At 56.2% G+C, this 3,296-nt stretch carries 2 rRNA genes; both read left to right on the forward strand.

Annotation, left to right across the window (positions count from 1 at the left end):
- A 23S ribosomal RNA gene (locus tag MU407_RS13525) occupies positions 1-3,049 on the forward strand.
- A 124-nt stretch (positions 3,050-3,173) separates the two neighbouring features.
- Positions 3,174-3,290: ribosomal RNA gene (gene rrf, locus MU407_RS13530) — 5S ribosomal RNA — on the forward strand.
- Positions 3,291-3,296 lie beyond the last annotated feature (6 nt).

Here is a 3,296-nt window from a genome sequence, read left to right on the forward strand (position 1 = left end):
TAGGGCGCACGGTGGATGCCTTGGCACAAGGAGCCGACGAAGGACGTGTGAGTCTGCGATAAGCCTCGGGGAGTTGACAACTGAGCTGTGATCCGAGGATGTCCGAATGGGGAAACCCACCAGGGGTCATGCTCTGGTACCCGCCACTGAATGTATAGGTGGTGTGGAGGGAACGCGGGGAAGTGAAACATCTCAGTACCCGTAGGAAGAGAAAACAAAAGTGATTCCGTGAGTAGTGGCGAGCGAAAGCGGAGGTGGCTAAACCTTGTTTGTGTGATACCCGGCAGGGGTTGCAGGCAAGGGGTTGTGGGACGTATCGGTCTGGTCTGCCGGCCAGACGGCGTGGATGTGTGATGGTAGGCGAAGCCTTGTTGAGTGGGGCGGCGTAGAGGGTGTGACTCCCGTAGCTGAAACTGTCATGCGGCGTGATGCTGTTCCCGAGTAGCACCGGGCCCGTGAAATCCGGTGTGAATCTGCCAGGACCACCTGGTAAGCCTGAATACTACCTTGTGACCGATAGCGGACAAGTACCGTGAGGGAAAGGTGAAAAGCACCCCGGGAGGGGAGTGAAATAGTACCTGAAACCGTGTGCTTACAATCCGTCGGAGCCTTACGGGGTGACGGCGTGCCTTTTGAAGAATGAGCCTGCGAGTTAGTGGTCGGTGGCGAGGTTAACCCGTGTGGGGTAGCCGTAGCGAAAGCGAGTCTGAACGGGGCGTTCAGTCGCCGGCTCTAGACCCGAAGCGAAGTGATCTATCCATGGGCAGTGTGAAGCGCGGGTAAGACCGTGTGGAGGCGCGAACCCACTTCAGTTGAAAATGGAGGGGATGACCTGTGGATAGGGGTGAAAGGCCAATCAAACTTCGTGATAGCTGGTTCTCCCCGAAATGCATTTAGGTGCAGCGTTACGTGTTTCGTGCCGGAGGTAGAGCACTGGATAGGCGATGGGCCCCACCGGGTTACTGACCTTAGCCAAACTCCGAATGCCGGTACGTGAGAGCGTAGCAGTGAGACCGTGGGGGATAAGCTTCATGGTCGAGAGGGAAACAGCCCAGAACATCAGCTAAGGCCCCTAAGCGTGTGCTAAGTGGAAAAGGATGTGGAGTTGCTGAGACAACCAGGAGGTTGGCTTAGAAGCAGCCACCCTTGAAAGAGTGCGTAATAGCTCACTGGTCAAGTGATTCTGCGCCGACAATGTAGCGGGGCTCAAGTACACCGCCGAAGCTGTGTCACTCGGACTTTTGTCTGGGTGGGTAGGGGAGCGTCGAGCAGCTGGTGAAGCCGCGGGGGAACCCAGTGGTGGAAGCTGTTCGAGTGAGAATGCAGGCATGAGTAGCGATAGACGGGTGAGAAACCCGTCCGCCGATTGATCAAGGGTTCCAGGGCCAGGTTAATCCGCCCTGGGTTAGTCGGGACCTAAGGCGAGGCCGACAGGCGTAGTCGATGGACATCGGGTTGATATTCCCGAACCGATCGTAGGAGGACCCATACCGAACTATCTGATGCTAACCACCCGATCTTCACTCGTGGCCTTCGGGCTGCGTGCTGGGGTGAGGCTGGGAACCAAGGGTGTAGTAGGTCAGCGCGTGGGATGACGCAGAGAGGTAGCTTCCGCGGACTTAATGGAATAGTCCGTCCAAGCGTGCAGCCTGTGCACCGGTAATGCGGTGCCGTTGTGGGTGAGACGTGATGGGGATCCCGTATGGGCGTAGGTGAGTGATCCTGTACTGCCGAGAAAAGTTCCGGCGTGACGAATACGGTCGCCCGTACCCTAAACCGACTCAGGTGATCAGGTAGAGAATACCGAGGCGTTCGAGAGAATCGTGGTTAAGGAACTCGGCAAAATGCCCCCGTAACTTCGGGAGAAGGGGGGCCCGATCCGTGAGAGCGGGGAGGGCCGCAGAGACCAGGGAGAAGCGACTGTTTACTAAAAACACAGGTCCGTGCGAAGTCGTAAGACGCTGTATACGGACTGACGCCTGCCCGGTGCTGGAAGGTTAAGAGGACTGGTTAGAGCCCTTCGGGGTTCGAAGCTGAGAATTTAAGCCCCAGTAAACGGCGGTGGTAACTATAACCATCCTAAGGTAGCGAAATTCCTTGTCGGGTAAGTTCCGACCTGCACGAATGGCGTAACGACTTCTCCACTGTCTCAACCGCGAACTCGGCGAAATTGCATTACGAGTAAAGATGCTCGTTACGCGCAGCAGGACGGAAAGACCCCGGGACCTTTACTATAGTTTGATATTGGTGTTCGGGACGGCTTGTGTAGGATAGGTGGGAGACTGGGAAGCGTTCACGCCAGTGGATGTGGAGTCGTTGTTGAAATACCACTCTGGTCGTTCTGGATTCCTAACCTCGGTCCGTGATCCGGATCAGGGACAGTGTCTGATGGGTAGTTTAACTGGGGCGGTTGCCTCCTAAAGAGTAACGGAGGCGCTCAAAGGTTCCCTCAGCCTGGTTGGCAATCAGGTGTTGAGTGTAAGTGCACAAGGGAGCTTGACTGCGAGACAGACATGTCGGGCAGGTGCGAAAGCAGGAACTAGTGATCCGGCACTTCATTGTGGAATGGGTGTCGCTCAACGGATAAAAGGTACCCCGGGGATAACAGGCTGATCTTGCCCAAGAGCTCATATCGACGGCATGGTTTGGCACCTCGATGTCGGCTCGTCGCATCCTGGGGCTGGAGTTGGTCCCAAGGGTGAGGCTGTTCGCCTCTTAAAGCGGTACGCGAGCTGGGTTTAGAACGTCGTGAGACAGTTCGGTCCCTATCCGCTGCGCGCGTTGGATATTTGAGAAGTCCTGTCCCTAGTACGAGAGGACCGGGATGGACTGACCTCTGGTGTGCCAGTTGTTCTGCCAAGAGCATGGCTGGTTGGCTACGTCGGGAAGGGATAACCGCTGAAAGCATCTAAGCGGGAAGCCTGCTTCGAGATGAGATATCCTTGCACCCTTGAGGTGTGTGAGACCCCCAGGAGATGACTGGGTTGATAGGCCAGATGTGGAAGCGCAGTGATGTGTGGAGCTGACTGGTACTAATGGTCGATGACTTACAACAATAAACATCCTGTTGCTTTGATGGGTGTTCGCGTCCACTGTGCGGTTCACGAAAAACAACCCCAGCACGCTCGCTTTTTGGCGGGGTGTGTGAGGGCTGGTTGATTGTCTCATCGTGTTACGGCGGTCATAGTGTCGAGGAAACGCCCGGCTCCATTCCGAACCCGGAAGCTAAGCTTGATCGCGCCGATGGTACTGCACTCGGGAGGGTGTGGGAGAGTAGGTCGCCGCCGGACATCTTC

This window comes from Brachybacterium sp. Marseille-Q7125, from assembly GCF_023062615.1.
Classification (GTDB): Bacteria; Actinomycetota; Actinomycetes; order Actinomycetales; family Dermabacteraceae; genus Brachybacterium.